General features: G+C 56.6%; 14 protein-coding genes. 13 read left to right on the top strand and 1 reads right to left on the bottom strand.

Annotated features, from left to right (window positions below):
- Positions 1-48: 48 nt before the first annotated feature.
- The 4 genes from ACK509_RS15675 to ACK509_RS15660 all read left to right on the top strand — a co-directional run bounded on the left by ACK509_RS15675 (position 49) and on the right by ACK509_RS15660 (position 2713).
- A complete protein-coding gene (locus ACK509_RS15675) occupies positions 49-477 on the top strand; it encodes a hypothetical protein (RefSeq protein WP_410767495.1) in 429 nt (142 codons plus the stop codon).
- Between the two features lie 94 nt (positions 478-571).
- A complete protein-coding gene (locus ACK509_RS15670) occupies positions 572-1447 on the top strand; it encodes an NAD-dependent epimerase/dehydratase family protein (RefSeq protein ID WP_410767494.1) in 876 nt (291 codons plus the stop codon).
- A gap of 136 nt (positions 1448-1583) precedes the next feature.
- Positions 1584-2240, top strand: coding sequence for a lactate utilization protein (locus tag ACK509_RS15665; RefSeq protein ID WP_410767493.1), 657 nt, complete (start codon positions 1584-1586; stop codon positions 2238-2240).
- A 149-nt stretch (positions 2241-2389) separates the two neighbouring features.
- On the top strand, positions 2390-2713 hold the full coding sequence (locus ACK509_RS15660; protein ID WP_410767492.1) for an ASCH domain-containing protein: 324 nt from the start codon (positions 2390-2392) through the stop codon (positions 2711-2713).
- 12 nt (positions 2714-2725) lie between these two features.
- Here ACK509_RS15660 and ACK509_RS15655 read toward each other — a convergent pair whose 3' ends face one another.
- Positions 2726-3985 carry an integrase gene (locus ACK509_RS15655; RefSeq protein ID WP_410767491.1) on the bottom strand — a complete coding sequence of 420 codons (1260 nt, stop codon included), beginning with the start codon at positions 3983-3985 and terminating at the stop codon, positions 2726-2728.
- Positions 3986-5312: 1327 nt separating this feature from the next.
- Between ACK509_RS15655 and ACK509_RS15650 the strand changes: the two genes are divergently transcribed.
- The 9 genes from ACK509_RS15650 (at position 5313) to ACK509_RS15610 (ending at position 14964) form a co-directional block, all read left to right on the top strand.
- Positions 5313-6074, top strand: a complete 762-nt coding sequence (locus ACK509_RS15650; RefSeq protein ID WP_410767490.1) for an IclR family transcriptional regulator — start codon at positions 5313-5315, stop codon at positions 6072-6074.
- A 137-nt stretch (positions 6075-6211) separates the two neighbouring features.
- Positions 6212-7528, top strand: a complete 1317-nt coding sequence (locus ACK509_RS15645) for an ABC transporter substrate-binding protein (RefSeq protein WP_410767489.1) — start codon at positions 6212-6214, stop codon at positions 7526-7528.
- A 9-nt stretch (positions 7529-7537) separates the two neighbouring features.
- Entirely contained in the window at positions 7538-8566 is a 1029-nt protein-coding gene (locus tag ACK509_RS15640) for a branched-chain amino acid ABC transporter permease (RefSeq protein ID WP_410767488.1), read from the top strand.
- Positions 8563-9678, top strand: coding sequence for a branched-chain amino acid ABC transporter permease (locus tag ACK509_RS15635; protein WP_410767487.1), 1116 nt, complete (start codon positions 8563-8565; stop codon positions 9676-9678). The genes ACK509_RS15640 and ACK509_RS15635 overlap by 4 nt, the downstream gene beginning before the upstream one ends.
- Positions 9675-10484: an ABC transporter ATP-binding protein gene (locus tag ACK509_RS15630; protein WP_410767486.1), complete on the top strand. Its 810-nt coding sequence runs from the start codon at positions 9675-9677 to the stop codon at positions 10482-10484. Before ACK509_RS15635 ends, ACK509_RS15630 begins: the two co-directional genes overlap by 4 nt.
- Positions 10481-11188: an ABC transporter ATP-binding protein gene (locus tag ACK509_RS15625; RefSeq protein ID WP_410767485.1), complete on the top strand. Its 708-nt coding sequence runs from the start codon at positions 10481-10483 to the stop codon at positions 11186-11188. Before ACK509_RS15630 ends, ACK509_RS15625 begins: the two co-directional genes overlap by 4 nt.
- A gap of 112 nt (positions 11189-11300) precedes the next feature.
- Entirely contained in the window at positions 11301-13244 is a 1944-nt protein-coding gene (locus ACK509_RS15620) for a 3-hydroxyacyl-CoA dehydrogenase/enoyl-CoA hydratase family protein (RefSeq protein WP_410767484.1), read from the top strand.
- 47 nt (positions 13245-13291) lie between these two features.
- Entirely contained in the window at positions 13292-14482 is a 1191-nt protein-coding gene (locus tag ACK509_RS15615) for a thiolase C-terminal domain-containing protein (RefSeq protein WP_410767483.1), read from the top strand.
- Positions 14479-14964 (top strand): Zn-ribbon domain-containing OB-fold protein, encoded by a 486-nt coding sequence (locus tag ACK509_RS15610; protein ID WP_410767482.1) that lies wholly within the window; start codon positions 14479-14481, stop codon positions 14962-14964. Before ACK509_RS15615 ends, ACK509_RS15610 begins: the two co-directional genes overlap by 4 nt.
- Position 14965: the final 1 nt, after the last annotated feature.

Raw genomic sequence — 14965 nt, 5'->3', positions numbered from 1 at the left:
GTTCGCCGGAGCAAACGCTCTTGAGTCGTCTCTCCAACGATTAGTCGTATGTCCACAGAAACCGGCGACACGCACACCCGATTCAAGCGACCCCTTTGTTACGTGATGGGCGCACTGTACGTCGTTGCGGGCATGGCACATTTCATCGCCCCGAAGATGTTCGAGCGAATCGTCCCACCCACGTTCCCGCGGAAACGTGACCTCGTCTACCTCTCTGGTGTCGCCGAAATCGCACTCGGTCTGGGCGTGATGATTCCCCGAACTCGGCGATTCTCTGCGTGGGGACTCATCGGCCTCTTGGTCGCTGTCTTCCCCGCAAACGTCTACATGGCGACTGAGAAAATCGTCCCAGATGCTGTCCCTGAATCCTTGCGAGAACACGCTGATTTGGCGCTGTGGGCACGACTGCCACTTCAGGCGGTACTCATTCTCTGGGCATGGTGGTACACGCAACCGAGTGCTGACGACTCGAAGTGAGTGTCCCTTCTGTTTGGATAGTCGTCGGTCGAAAACGGTCGACGACGGAGACGAGTTCCGCCGGTGTTATCTTTCGCCTAAAGCACCGTCCAATATGGACATCGCAGTTACGGGTGGGCGTGGGCAAACCGGGCGATGGATTATCGACCGGCTCGTCGAGAATCACACGGTCACGTGTCTCGACCGAGACCACCCTGGAGAGACAGGCCACCCCGAAGTCGAGTATCGGGCAGTAGACCTCACGAACCAAGGGAGCGTGTTCGATGCGCTCACGTCGCTCGACCCGGATGCAGTCGTCCACTGGGCGGCAATCCCGGCAGCTGGAATCAGACCCGGTGTAGACACCTATCGGAACAACACACTCGCAGCACACAGCGTCCTGACCGCCGCAGGACGAATTGGCGCACGCGTCGTCCAAGCGTCTTCTGACGGGGCGTATGGGTTCTTCTTTGCCGAGGAGACACCCATCCCGGACGAACTCCCGATTACTGAGTCACACGCTCTCCGCCCCGAAGACGACTATGGCCTCTCGAAAATCGTGACCGAGGAAATCGGGAAGACGGTCGCACGACGAGATGAGGTTTCGGTGGCATCGATTCGCCCATCGTGGATACAAATCCCGGGTGAGTACCCCTGTCGTGACGACGAATACACGTCGAACCTTGCGGCTGGCGCTGGCAACTACTGGTCGTACGTAGACGTCCGCGACGTCGCCGATCTCGTCGAGGCGGCACTCACGACCGAATTCTCCGGCCACGAGGCGTTCAATTGCGTCGCTCCCGATAACGCACTCGGCCGTCCACTCCGTGAGTTGATGACTGAATACTACGGTACTGTCCCCGCAGACTGCACGGTCGAGGATGACGCATCTGCGTACGACACGACGAAAGCGACGACTCTTCTCGGCTGGGAACCCACTCGGTCGTGGCGCACTGCCGCCACGGAAGCAATTTCGACCCCGAAAATCTGAGTACCTGAGAGTAGCTCGACTGCCGATTCAAGTATTCAGGTGACACGACCGTAACCCCCTGACATCACCGTCAGCGAGCGCTTAACATCCAATAGACATACGATACACGTGCCGGAGAAACCCCACTACCTCACACATGTCTCAACAGAAATCCGACTACGTAGACGACGCTGAAATCGACGCCGAACTCGACCAAATCCCTGACGACGGGACAGTCGAAGCGACCGTCGAGAACCTCGAAGCGAACGGATTCGACGTCGTCGTCGTCGATACGGCCGAGGAAGCACTCGAATCCATACAGTCGCACATCCCCGACGGCGTCTCCGTGATGAACGGCCATTCGACGACGCTCGAAGAAATCGGCTTCACAGAATTCCTGAGCGAGGGCGACCACGAGTGGGAGGCGCTCCCCGACCAAATTTGGAGCATCGACGACGATGCAGAACGGCAGGCCGCACGCCGCGAGTCGCAGACCGCAGAGTACTTCCTCGGCGGCATCAACGCAATTTCGCAGACTGGTGAACTCGTCGCAGCAGACCTCTCGGGCAGCCGTATCGGTGCGTACCCCTTCGCCGCCAGTAACGTCGTCATCGTCAGCGGTATCAACAAAATCGTTCCCACACTCCAAGACGCACTCGACCGTCTCGAATCGGTTGCATATCCATTGGAGAACGAGCGTGCAAAGGAAGCCTACGGCGTCGAATCGATGATTGCGAAGCAACTCATCCTCAGACAAGAAGTCGAAGAAGGACGGACAAAAGTCGTCCTTATCCGCGAGCAACTCGGTTACTAAGCTCGTACGCTACCCTCACTCTGGTCCCCGTCCAACCTTGGGCACACCTCACTCATCCTTCCTTCCGCTTCAACGAGAGTATCGACCCACACCCGACGGAACGACCGCCAACAGAGACACTTTACTCACCCAGTCCAATCTACGGCCGTATGGCGACCATCGATGTCGACGAACTGTTGCCCAACAGTCGTGTGAAGCAAGCCGTTCGAGCGGGGAAGATGACGCAACTCACTCGCGGTGCGTCGAACCAATACGCAACCGAGGGTGACGAGTTCATTATCGACGGTGAGACGTTCACCATCACGAGTGTCAGTCGTCGTACGCTCGGTGATTTCACCGACGAAGACGCACGACGAGAGGGTTCAGAGTCGCTGGATGCATACAAAGCTCGGATGGAGCGCGTCCATCCGGGTGACTTCGAGTGGGACGACAGTGACGAAGTCCTCACCTACCGGTTCGAACACCGGGACTGACTCTGGACTCGGTCAGAGGTACGCCTCGAATATTTCTGAGAGTTCCTGTTGGACGAGTTCCCGCATGGCGTCTGCGCGAGCCTGCCGTCGAGTCCGTTCGTCCAAGTAGTTCCGCTCTGAGACGCTTGCGTCTCGACTCCCCTGCGCGGACGCAACAGCGGCAGTCCCCGCTTCGATAGATGGACGCTGTTGTCGGTACAAACGATACCACGTCCGCCGCCCCATCTTCGGAAGCGGATGCGACCCTGCAATCTCCACGTCGGCACGCTCACCGAGGTTACGGAACCACCGTCTCGCAGTCTGCGTAGACATCGGACGAGAGATAGATTGGCCGGGTAAGAGGTACCCTGTCCACTCGTCGTCCGCTGCGAATGCATCGATTCGTTCCTCGATGGCTTCGACGCCGACGAGAATTTCGACCGTGTTCCGCATTCGTCGGGCGTTCTTTCGCGTTCCGACCTCGAATTCGATGTACGGTACGCCCCCATCCTTCGGGTCCAATACGAGTTGGTCCGCGTGGAGTTCGCATGCTTCCACAGGGCGAAGCCCCCACCCGGCAAGGGCGAGCAACAAGAATCGCTCGTCGCCATCTGCCACTGAGAGGAGTACATCGAGGTCGTCGCGCGCGAGTGCTGGATGGTCGTAGAGTGGGTCTTCGTCCCACCCGAAGCGATTGAGCAGGTTCTCAGCGGGGTTGTAGAGTCCGCGCCCCATCTCTTCGAGAAACGTGTACCAGTTCTTCACCGCAGAGACGTACTTCTTTTTCGACGCGAGACTCCCCAAGTCGTCGTTCAGCACACGAAACGTGTCGCGGACGCGGGCTATTTCGTCGGGTTTCGCTCTTTCATCGAGGAGCGGTGAGAGGAGGTCACTCGTCTCGTTGACTTCAGCGTAGGTGGTGACGTAGGTCTTCAGACGCGACCGCCGGGGTGCGACGGTGGTCTCGGCCCGCCCACGGTCACGCCGGAGTTCTTCGAGGTAGTCTTCGAGGGCTTGAATGGTGGGTTCGTGGTCGAGACTCCACGGGTCGTCGTCCTCTTCTCCCGCTATGGGGATACCGACTTCTTGGTAGAACTCCCCGGGCGAGAGGTTGAAGTCACGGCGGAGTCGCTCGACGAAACCCGAGTAGTTGGATTTGAGCCACCGATAGGTCGGTGTTTCGTGGTCGGGGTCGATATCGAGGCCCGAGTCGTCGCGTATGGCCTGCTCGATTTCTGTGTAGTAGAACGAGGCGAATTCGTCGAGGTCGTCGAATCGTGCGTAGTTTGGCACTACTCGGTCACCCCAAACATCGATATTCCGTGGAGTAACCCGCATTCGCCGTCAGCGGGCGTTTTTGAATCCATGAATTTCAGTATCGTGAACAATACAGTCACTCGTACTATAATTTGTGGTGCGTTGTTGTCCAACCCAGACAACAATACAACACAATAGCTGGGCGATATTCCTTCACCACCTCATAAATTGCATGATGCTATATCGAATTTGGGTGTCCCCACAACCTTGTAACCTCGGATAATGAACGTGCGAACAGAGACCGATAGTCTGTCTCCGTACGCTTGTTCAAGTACTCCTACTTCTGTCTCTAATGTACTCGTTCAGCCGAACAAAACGTACCTTCTACAGCATTGGTTGCATCGGATACTTCGATTTGACAATTTGGCCGCGATTCTAGAGAACTAGTATCCGAATAGAATTTCATTAAGCATACATGAGTAATGAGGTTGGTAGCAACATTTGAATTGACTCATCTGTGTCCATATTCACTATATTCAACAAATAACCAATCGAATATGGGGTTTTGGCCTCGATTAATCGGATAGTACTCTTCTATTGTCAATTTATTCAGATGAAGAAGCAACGATAGAGATCGAACTATATTGTCAATATTACACAATTCTGGTAGCGAATGCACGGCCAAAGACTGGCCACCCAGACCGACCAGTATCAGAGTCGTTAGATAGATTTCATTCGATTATATCGAACGGATATTGTTTTTCGGCGCTGTCCGATGACCTTACAATACCGTTTCGATTCCATTTGTCGTCGAGATACCGCTCTACAGTTGAAGTATTCACACTAATACGAAGAACATATGAATAGAATGCCAATTCTCGGATACGATGTAGACGAGTGTCTGTATACTATTCGCAACTAAATCGAGTGGAAAGTGAATAGAATTACAGATGTAGTTTTGTAATCTACAAGCGTAGTCCAAGCTCATACTCGCACCAGTCAAAGTACAGATGTAAGCGAGGTACTCCGTGTTCGAGGCACTCTGTAGCTAGGAGGATGATTCTCTTGTCTCTCGACCGTGGATTCGCTGCTTCGACGAATGTATTGTTCGATTATCTCGGACAGATAGGCCACTTGTCGTTTGCAGAAAGCAGATTTACACGCCATCGGTTGACTACGGGTGAGGGGGTGCCAATGCAATTAGAAGTTTTCTCGTCTGTGAGGCGCTCGCGCACGTGAAAAAATGAACTGGACACCGCTCGTCACGCTTCCGACTGACCGCTTCCACCCCCGAGGACGACGTGACGTCATCCATTCGAGATAATCGGATGATTTATCAGAACGTAGTGTGTCAACACTGAACATGAAAGAGAGTACGACCGGTCTAAAGACTATCGAACGTGCGTTCGAAATACTCGAGTTGTTGAAAGATGAGAAAGAAGTCGGCGTCGCCGAACTGTCCCGGAAGATCGACCTCCCGAAGAGTACCGTCCATGACTACCTCCGCACCCTGACGTCGATAGGGTACGTGATCAACGACGACGGAAGATACCGACTCGGATTCCGACTATTGGAATTCGGTGGCCAGATGAAGTATCGAAATCGATTGTTCCACATTGCCAAGCCCGAACTTGAGCGAATCGTGGAGAACACGGGGGAAATCGCCAGTGCGAACATCGAAGAGCGTGGCCGGTTCGTAATTCTCCACGCAGAACATAGCGCTGAATCACTGAAACTGGGCATCTATCCGGGAATTACGATTCCAATTCACACACACGCCGCCGGGAAAGTGATGCTTGCGAATTACCCCGAAGACCGTCGAGACCGTATCATCGAAGAACACGACTTGGTCGCAATGACGGACCATACGATAACTGACCGCGACGAGTTGTGCGACGAACTCAAGAAGATAAAAGAGCAGGGATACGCAGTTGACTGGAACGAGCAGGTCGTTGGAATGGGTGTTGTCGCCGCACCGGTCGAAGTCGATGACCAAGTGATAGGGTCGCTGGGTGTGGTTTGTCCTACCGACCGACTCCGGGACGAAGAGTACCGGGCAGAACTCGCGCGAGAAGTACAGAAATCGGCCAACATCGTGTCTGTAAACTACCAGTACTCGCCGTGACTTTCGGTGGCACCGGTGCCGTAGAGCGATGGTATGTGGCACCTATTGCACGGCTCGTGTTCACTATGAGTGGAGTGAACATCGATGGGATATGATTCTCCATAATCTATAAATATGATATTACCACTCGTAGGAGTATGGTTGTCAATAGCAGACGACAGCTGCTGAAACAGATAGGTGTAGCCTCGACAGCTGGGATTGCAGGGCTGGCTGGTTGTGCTGGAAGTCCCGGCGATGCTGACGACTCCGGTGGTTCCGGCGATTCCGGTAGCGGAAACGATGACGACTCGGGGTCGTCGGGTGGCGGCTCTTCCGGCAGTGACATCGAAGAACTCACAGTCGGCGTCTTCGCCCCGTATACGGGCGCGTTCGCTCCGTGGGGCGAATCGGTGACGACGGGGTCGATACTTGCGAAGCAAGACCTCGAAGAGGAGTTTGGCATCTCTATCACACTGAAAGAATACGACACTGAGACGAACCCGAGTACGGCGCTCGAACGTATGAAACGGGCCGTCACATCCGACGGCATCGACTTTGCACACGGCGGAATCTCGTCTGCGGTCTGTACGAGTATGGGGTCGTGGGCGTCCGACAACGGTGTGTCGTATATCGCCCAGGGTGCATCAGACTCTATCACGGGAAGTGCGTGTGCAGAACATATGTTCAGCGTCTATCAGTCGAATACGATGATGGCTCGTTCGGCTGGACCGCGGATGGCGAACGAAGCCGACTCGTGGTACATCCTCTACTCTGATTACGTATGGGGACAGACCGCACAGAAGGTTATCTCCGCGACGCTCGAAGAGAACGGCGCTTCGGTCGTCGGGTCGGACGCGACGCCGTTCCCCGGCGACGACTACACACAATACATCAACAACGTCCAGAACTCCGACGCGGATGCTGTGGCGCTTCTCATCCCCGGACTCGACGCGAGACTGGCGACCGAGCAAATGATGAACACGGGACTCCACGAGGAGTTGACGCTGATGTACCACCAGTTCGAAGACCTCGTCCTCTGGGGCCTCGGGAAAGATGCCGCGTCCGCAGTCGATATTGGCCCAACTGGGTGGGCGAACGCTGTCGAAGGGGCCGACGAGTTCAAACAACGCGTGGTTGACGAAGGCGACACCGACCCATTCGCACGTCATTATATGGCGTACACGTCTCTCGATCAGCAGGTTCGTGCGGCGATGCGAGCTGGTTCGACGGCTGGTGCCGATATCACAACCGAGTTGGAAGGCCACCAAATCGAGGGACCTGTCTCCGACATTCAGTCAGGGACGATGTACTGGCGCGAGTGTGACCATCAGCTCATCCAACCGACGCACGTCGTCTCGGGACTCGATACCGGGGAGATGAAAGACGACCCGTGGAAGGAATGGTTCGGCGTCGACGAGACAATCGCGGGCGACGAGCTTGCTCGGGCCTGCGAGGAAACTGGCTGCCAGCTGTAGCCCGAAATCATGGAATACAAACTACCGCGAACGCTCGACCCTTCAAACACCCAGTGGTCACGGAACGCACTCGTGTTCTGGGCCGTTCTACTGGTCCTCTTAGCGAACGCGTTCGCCTTGCGACCTGGGCTGTTCGTTGACCAGTTAGTCGGTGGACTCGTCTACGGGTTCATTCTCGTCCTCTTGGCGCTGGGGCTGTCCATCATCCTTGGATTGCTCGGCGTGGTCAACTTCGCCCACGGCGCGTTGTTCATGTTAGGGGCGTACCTGACGTTCCAGGTCGTCGTTGGCTGGGGCCTCTCCTTCTGGGTGGCACTGGTCGTCGTTCCAGTGTTGGTTGGTGTTCTCGGGATTGTCATCGAACGCACTATCCTCTACCGACTGTACGACGAGACGCCACTTATCGGATTGTTGGCGACGTTTGGATTGGCACTGATGCTGAACGAGGCGACTCGTGCAATCTGGGGCGCATCACCCCTGAGCGTGCCGAAACCAGCCGTCTTGTCGTCGAGCATCGACCTCGTCGTCACCAACGTCGCCCAGTTCAGACTGTTCACGGTGGTCGTAAGCATCCTCATCGTCGCTTCGGTGTACGTGCTTATCGAACGGACCGACTTCGGACTGTCTGTGCGAGCAGGTGTACTCGACCGCGAGATGGCCGAATTAGTGGGTGTCAACATCCCCATTCGATTCGTCTTGATGTTCTTCCTCGGTGCTGCGACCGCTGGATTAGGCGGCGTCCTCCGAGGAACGGAACTCGGGATGGATATCGGGATGGGCGACCAGTTTATCATCCTCGCGTTCGTCGTCGTCGTGGTCGGTGGCATTGGAAGCCTGTTCGGGAGCGTCGTATCAGGACTGCTCATCGGAGAGGCAGTGTTTCTGACGCCACTCGTCCTCGAAACGTTGGCGATTCGAACCACTATCGATGCGGTTGCAATCCCAGGCATCGGCGGGTTGATGCCCTACCTCGTGATGATTGCCGTTCTGCTCGTTAGACCACGCGGATTGTTCGGTCAGGAGGGCTTTCTCGAATGAGCGGACAGCGCTCCCCGAACTCACTCGTGACCAGAGTCATCAACGCCGTGACGCCGGAGTCGATAACGAAACTGCAAGTCCCTCTCGGACTCATCGCTATCGTCGTCTTCATCCGGCCAGTCGTCTCGCACCCGGCGCTCCTCGGGTACGAACAAATCGCCAACACCATCCTCATCTGGATGCTGTTTGCCGTGTCGTTCAACCTGCTCATCGGGTACTCTGGCCTACTTTCGTTCGGCCATTCGATGTTCCTCGGAATCGGCACGTACGGCGTCGCCATCAGCCTCGTTCGATTGGACTTGCCGTTCATTCTCGCGGCGGTTGTCGGAGTTGCCGCGGCGACGACGCTGGGTTACCTTCTTGGTCGTCTCACGGTCGAGAAAGGCGAGATATACTTCGCTATGTTGACTCTGGCGTTCGCCCAGTCGGTCTACTTCATCGTCAATCAGAACTACGGTGGCCTCACCGGCGGGAGTACCGGCATCAGTGGCGCACTTCCGACGTGGATAGAAAGCTACCGCGGTGTGATGTACGTCTCGCTGGGGTGGGTTAGCTTCGACTGGTACTATCTCCTCGCCGCAGTCTTCCTGTTCGGTATGTTGGCGCTGTGGCAACTGGTTCGCTCGCCGTTCGGCCGGACGCTTGCTGCGCTCCGGGAGAACGAGCAGTTGGCCCGTGCTGTCGGCATCGACACCAAGCGGTACAAGGTGTGGGCGTTCACGTTCAGTGCTGCGTTCACGTCGCTAGCGGGCGTTCTCTTGGAGATAAACAATCAAGGAGCGACGCTTCAGAACCTCTCGATAACCACGAGTGGTGACATCATCTTGATGACCATCCTCGGTGGGACGAATTACTTCCTCGGCCCAGCAGCGGGCGCGTTTGTCTGGCTGTTCGCCGAAGACTTCCTCACGGAGTTCGAGACGCTCGTACTTCCAGTATCGGAGTTCCCGCTGGTGACAATAGAGCTGTCCGGAGTGCTTGCCTACTGGCAATTCTTCCTCGGGCTGCTGTTCGTGGTGGCGGTTCTCGTCGCACCTCGTGAAGGTGTGTGGGGACTGTTCCGCGGAGGCATCGAGCGTGTTTACGATAGACTCAACGGAGACCGAACATGAACGAAACAACGCTGAAAGACGGACCGACGGCCGCTGCGACACCGGAAGACACGATTCTCCGAACTGATGGGCTCACGAAGACGTTCGGTGGCGTGGTCGCCCTCAGAAACGTCGACCTGACCGTCGAACGAGGCGAACTGCACGCGATTATCGGACCGAATGGGGCCGGAAAGACGACGCTGTTCAACACCATCACTGGTGTACTCGACCCGACAGAAGGTAGCGTCTGGTTCGATGACGAGGAGATAACGCACCTCGCTGAGGAATCTCGGCCCCACCGCGGGCTCGCACGGTCGTTCCAGTCGAATCAACTGTTCAACGACCTCACTGTCCTCGAAAACGTCCGGATTGTCGTTCAGACAGTCCAGTCGGGAACGTTCACGTTGAACGTCCTCGGCGACGGCCAAGCGATGTACCAAGAGGAGGCCTTCGAATACCTCGAACGGGTTGGGCTCCACGACCAACACCACGTCAAGACGAAGAACCTCTCGCACGGAGACCAGCGACGACTTGGAATCGCCATCGCACTGGCGACCGAGCCGTCGATGCTGTTGCTCGATGAGCCGACAAGCGGGATGGGGACATCCGAGACCAAAGAGACCGCCGACATGGTGGACGAATTACAACGCGAACTCGACCTCACCATCCTCCTCATCGAACACGACATGAGTATTGTCCTCTCGATGAGTGACCGAATCACCGTCCTCAACCAAGGAGAAATTCTTGCGACGGGGAGTCCGGAAGAGATTCGTGGAAATGAAGAAGTGCAAAACGCCTACCTCGGCGGGATGCGGGAGGAGCTATGACGCTTCTCGACGTATCCGACTTGGAGGCGGGTTACGAGACTGGTCAGGTACTGTTCGGCGTGGACCTCTCGATCGACCGTGACGAAGTCGTCTCGCTCCTTGGCCGGAACGGCGCGGGGAAGACGACGACGATGCGAGCGATAGTCGGTGCCGACGAGCCACAGATTCGCGGTGGTAGCATCACGTTCGATGGCCACGATTTGCAAGCGGCTCAAAGTTACGAGATACCGAAACTCGGACTCTCGCTTGTCCCCGAAGGACGCCGCTGCTTCAGCGAACTCACCGTCGAAGAGAACATCAGACTTGCGGCGAACCACGCGAACGACCCCTTAGATGTCGCGACCGTATTCGAGCAGTTCCCCGAACTCAACAAAATGCGAAATCGCCTCTCGAAGAACATGAGTGGCGGCGAACAGCAGATGTTGGCTATCGCGCGGAGTCTCGTTGCAAACCCGGAGATGATTCTCTTGGACGAACCCTGTGAGGGACTCGCACCGTACATCGTCAGACGAATCGAGTCTATCATCAAAGAGATAAGTGATGACCGGAATGTGACGGTACTCCTCGTCGAGCAGAACGTTGCCGTCGCGATGGCTGTGGCGGACCGACACTACATCATCGACGAGGGTCGTATCGTGGACGAAGTAACGACAGAACGGCTCAAAACCGATACTGAGCTGAGACAAGAGTATCTGGGAGTGTGACCGGTTGTGCCAACCACAGCTCGACTAGCCGACCACGATTCCCAACCAGAACGGAGTAATTGCAAGATGAATTACAACAACATCAAAAACCACACGAACGGAGACGAGTACGATGAACATTGAGATAGAGAGCCTCGCGGTCGTCGGAGCGGGAAGCATGGGCCACGGTATCGCAGAAGTGGCTGCAATGGCTGGCTACGACGTCGTCATGCGAGACATCGAACCCGATATCGTCGAGTCGGGGTACGACCAAATCGAATGGAGTTTGAACAAGCTTGCCGAGAAAGGCCAGTTGGACGAAGAACCCGAGGCCGTCCTCGGCCGGATCGAGACGACGACCGACCTCGCGGCTGCGGTCGAATCGGTCGACCTCGTCATCGAGGCAGCACCCGAAGACCTCGAGATTAAACGCGAGATTTTCGCCGATGCTGATGCCGCATCAGAGCCGGAGACCGTCATTGCGACGAACACGTCCAGTCTGCGCGTGAGCGACATCGCAGAGGCGACAGACCGACCGGACCGGTGCTGTGGTCTCCACTTCTTCAATCCCCCGGTGAAGATGGACCTCGTCGAAGTCGTCTCCGGAGAACAGACGAACGATGCTGTCGCAAAGGCGGCATATGAATTCGTCGAGTCGATAGAGAAGACACCGATACTCGTCCGCAAGGACGTCCCCCAATTCGTCGTCAACAACGTCTTGACACCGTTCATGGGAGAAGCTGCGTGGATGCTCGACGAGGAAGCCGCCAGTATCAGCGAGATGGATGCTGCAATGACGTTCCACCGGGGGTATCCGATGGGACCGTTTGAACTCAACGACTTCGGTGGGTTGGATATCTTTGCTCACACGCGCGAGCAGTGGAACGACCCCGTTCCCGAATCGGTCCAATCACGTGTCGAAGCCGGTGATTTGGGTCGTAAGACCGGGCGAGGGTTCTACGAGTACGAGGACAGCAAAGGTGCCGATTACGCGCCCGACCAAGGAGCGGGAGTCGATACAGTCCGAATCGAAGCACGAATGATAAACGAAGCGGCCAAGCTGGTCGGCGACGGCGTTGCTGACCCCGAAGACATTGACGTGGGGATGCGTCTCGGTGGTGGTCTTCCCGAGGGAACGTGTAGGACCGCAGACAAGCTAGGGTTAGACGTCGTCTTGCGGAAATTGCGAGAGCTATACGAGGCGACCGGCGCGAAACGGTACGAACCCGCAGAGTACCTCGTCGAACTGGTGAACGCCGGTCATACCGGTGAAGACGCTGGTCGTGGGTTCTACGACTACGCGGACGGCGGCCCCTACCATTACATCAGCCACGAACTGACGGATGACGGCCGATTGAACGTCCTGTTCGACCGCGAAGAACGCCTCAACGCGTTCTCGACCGACATGTTCGACGAACTCCAGCGAGTACTGGAGACGGTGAACGACGAGGAGGTCTCCGTCGTCGTCTTCGAAGGTGCTGGTGACCGAGCATTCTCTGCTGGTGCAGATATCACCGGCTTCACCACGGCGGAACCAACGGAACTAATGTACGTCGATGAGGCGATTCAAGCCGTGTACGAGTTCCCACGGCCCACGGTCGCAAAGATAGACGGATTCTGTCTCGGCGCGGGCATGGAGATAACGTTGGCCTGCGACATCCGTATCGCCACCGAAGGGTCGACACTGGGAAGTCCAGAAATCAATCTCGGGCTGATTCCCGGTGGCGGCGGGACCCAGCGTCTCGTTCGCCTCCTCGGTGAGCCACGAACGAAAGAACTCGTCTTCACGGGTGAGCCGATTTCGGCACAAAAAGCGGCCGATTGGGGGATACTCAATCGGGCCGTCCCCGAAGACGAGTTCGAATCAGATGTCGAACAGACAGTTTCGAACATCGCGAACGGTCCACAGACCGCCCTCGAAGTCGCAAAGAGCGTCATCAACGAGGGGCAGAACGCTAGCCTCGACGCCGCACTGGCACTAGAGAGCCAAGGATTCGGTCTGTTGACGACGACCGACGACATGCTCGAAGGCGTCGCCGCCTTCAAGGGTGACCGTGATCCGAACTTCTCGGAGTAGTTGGCGAAATAGATAAGTGAACGAACAAATATGACAAAACACAACACATGACACGCAACGTCGCTATCGTCGGCGGGGGCCATACCCGGTGGGGCAACCGCGACGCAACCTACAAAGACTTGATTCAAGAGGCCGGGAAAGCAACGTTTGCAGACGTACCAGACATCGGGCCGGAGGACGTAGAAGGCTTGTTCGTTGGGTCTGTCCAACCAGAGAGATTTGCCTTCCAGACGCACGTCGCGCCGATGGTCGCCGAACTGGTGGGTGTAGACGTCGATACGATGATCGCCCGGACAGAACTTGCCTGTGCAAGTGGGCAGGCCGCATTACGGTATGCCTGGCTTGCAATCGCTGCGGGGCAACTCGACGTTGCGCTCGTCCTGGGTGTCGAAAAGATGAACCTACCATCTGCCCACGGCGGAGAAGCCCAAGCGAGCATGACGAACGTGATGGACCGTGAGTTCGACGGCGTCAATGGACTCAATGCGCCGCCGTACTTTGCGATGGTCGCACAGCGCCACATGCACGAGTACGGAACGACCCGCGAGCAGTTGGCGATGGTGAGTAAGAAGAATAAGAACCACGCCGCCCACAACGAGTTCGCCCAGTTCCAAAAGGAGGTGACTATCGACGAGGTAATGGATTCGTATCCGCTCTCGCCACCACTCTGTCTGTACGACTGTAGCGGAATCACTGACGGTGCGGCTGGTCTCTTGCTGATGAGCGAAGAGAAGGCGCGCTCGGTGACAGACGAAGCAACGTACATCTCAGGAAGTGGACAGGCGTGCTTCGCCAGCAACTCCGTCAACAATCTCCCCTCGATGTCTGGCTGGCCGCAGGCGACGACAGCGGCCGAAAAGGCGTACAAACAGGCAGGTATCGACGACCCAGTTCGTGAACTCGACGTTGCGGAGATTCACGACTGTTTCTCCATCAGTGAAATCGTCGAGTACGAGGACCTTGGGTGGGTTGACAAGGGTGAAGGCGGCCAGTTCATCGAGGATGGCCGGAGCGAACTCGACGGCGATATTGGTGTTAACCCACGTGGGGGACTGCTCGGATGCGGTCATCCACTGGGGGCGACAGGTGTCTCACAAGCACTCGAGATACACAACCAATTCCGCGGCGAAGTTTCGGCTCACCGGCAGGTTCCCGACCCTGAGACGGGGTTGATTCACAACTTGAGCGGAAGTGCGTCCGTTCACAGTGTGATGGTTCTGGAGCGTGGTCGCCCATGAGCGAAGAGCGAACAACGGTTGAGGTGCCCGACACTATCGGTCTCCCTCGACTGCTCGATTTCTACGAACTACAGACCGAAGACCACACAGGCATCGCTGAGTTCTACACCAATCTGCGTGAAGGGCAACTCACGACGACCCAGTGTACGGCGTGTGAGGAGTTGCATTTCCCACCGCGAATCGTCTGCCCGTCTTGTCACAGTGACTCGCTAGAATACGTCGAACTCCCAGACACCGGTGAGCTATTTGCGTTCTCGACGGTTCGAGCGGGCGCACCGCTTGGGATGGAAGACGAAGTGCCGTTCGTGACGGGAATCGTCGATCTCGGTGACGTCAAACTCAGTTCGAGAATCGACAACACGACGTACGAAGAACTCGCTATCGGCGATTCGGTCGAACTGTCTATCGTCGAAATCGACGGTGGTGCCGACCACGAGCGTGTGTTCTTCAGATTCGAGCCGACCGATACCGGAGGTGACTAAC

Origin of the sequence: Haloferax sp. DFSO60, from assembly GCF_046557615.1 — an archaeon.
Lineage (GTDB): Archaea > Halobacteriota > Halobacteria > Halobacteriales > Haloferacaceae > Haloferax.
Note: the sequence above shows the minus strand (reverse complement) of the source record. Positions and strands in the feature narration are given on the sequence as shown.